This is a genomic window from Kitasatospora sp. MY 5-36, from assembly GCF_001182915.1.
Lineage (GTDB): Bacteria > Actinomycetota > Actinomycetes > Streptomycetales > Streptomycetaceae > Kitasatospora.
The window spans coordinates 1-1,611 of sequence record NZ_LFVW01000293.1 but is presented as its reverse complement, the minus strand read 5'-3'; the positions used below and the strand labels follow the sequence as shown (position 1 = coordinate 1,611).

Genomic DNA, 1,611 nt, shown 5'->3' with positions numbered 1-1,611 from the left:
GGTGCCCGGCTCGGTGACCGTCACGTTCAGGGTCACCGCCGCGACGGCCGGACCGTACGGGATCGGCAGGTCGAGGGTGCCCCAGGCCGGGACGGCCGGTGTCCGGAAGCCCGGGTCGCGGGTGTCCATCCAGCGCTGGGGGCCGTCGGGGTGGTAGCTGACCCTGCCTTCGGCGGTGTAGTAGCCGGCGAGGTCGGCGATCAGGTGCACGGTGCCGCCCGAGGCGTTCTGGAAGGACACCTTGCCGTCCTTCACCGGCACCGTCACCAGGTTCGGAATCGTCCGCCCGGCCGTCCAGTTGAGGTTCGACGAGCTCGGCGCCGCGTCCCCGTGCGGATAGACGGTGAGGTGCCCGTCGGCCTGCGGCTCGGTCACCGTCACGTTCATCGTCACCGCCGTCACCCCGGACGCCGGGACCCCGGCCACGCCCGCCACGGGGAGGTCGACGGTGCCGTACGCCGGAACGGCCTGCGCCGCCGGGACGCCGATCGGCGCCCGGGTGTCCAGCAGCCGGGTCGGGCCGGCCGGGGTGAACGCGCTGCCGACGAAGGAGCGTTCGGTCGCGCCGCGGTCGCGGGTGCCGCTGCCCGTACCGGTGTTGGGCACCGTCGGGTCGTCGACGGGCGCCCTGCCCTCGGAGTCGGTCGGGAGCATGCCCGGGGCGTTCTCGTCCGCCGAGTCGACCTTGGGGTCCGCCGGCGCGTCCGGGCCCCGGTCCACCAGGCTGGGCGCCACGATGTCGTGCTCCCCCTGGCCGGTGGCCGCGGTGAAGGCCTCCTGCGAGGTGTACGGGCCGCCGGCCCAGCTGTAGGCCGGGCCGCCGCTGCGCGGGTCGACCACGTTGTAGTCGACCTTGCTGCCGGCGGTGGCGTCCGGCCCGACGGTGATGCCGATGGCCTCGGCGGACCTGGCGCCGCAGGCCCGCGGGCCGTTCGCGCTGTTCACCACGTTGTTCTCGACCACCGCGCCGGCCGAGCCGCCGTCCAGCACGATGCTCCGGGAGCAGGGCGCGTTGACGGTGTTGGCCACCACCACGGTGTTCGGGGCGTCCTTCACCACGATGCCGGGCACGGTCCCGGGTCCGGACCCGGGCTTGTACACCTGGTTGGTGGTCACGACCGTGCCGGTGGAGCCGCCGTCCACGGTGATCGCCGGGTCCTGGTAGGAGCCGATCCTGCCGCGCGCGAAGCGCACGTCGGCGGAGCCGTTGGTGACGTGCAGGGTGGCGCCCTCGGCGATGGTCACCTGGTCGAAGGAGACGTCGCGGGCCCCGTCCACCAGGAGGGTGCTCTTCGGGGCCGCGGTGAGGTAGAGGTTCTCGAAGCGCAGGTGGTCGGCGCCCCGGACGACGAACCCGTTGACGGGAGTCTTCTGGTCGCCGATCATCGGGCCCGAGCCCCCTGGGCCGGTGACGCCGCGGACGGTGATCGGCGCCCCGGCGGTGCCCGACCGGATGAAGGTCAGGTCCTCGGGGTACGTGCCCTCGCCGATCTCGACCGTCTGGCCGGGCTGGACGGCGGCCAGCGCCGGACCGATGGTGCAGTACGGCGCCGACTCGGTGCCGGTGCCGCTGTTGGTGCAGCCGGTCGTGCGGTGGACGTGGAGGGTGGT

At 74.0% G+C, this 1,611-nt stretch carries 1 protein-coding gene; it reads right to left on the bottom strand.

Annotation, left to right across the window (positions count from 1 at the left end; all coding sequences use genetic code 11):
• A partial coding sequence (locus AE652_RS43495) for a right-handed parallel beta-helix repeat-containing protein (RefSeq protein WP_199823116.1) occupies positions 1–1,611 on the bottom strand: 1,611 nt, incomplete at both ends.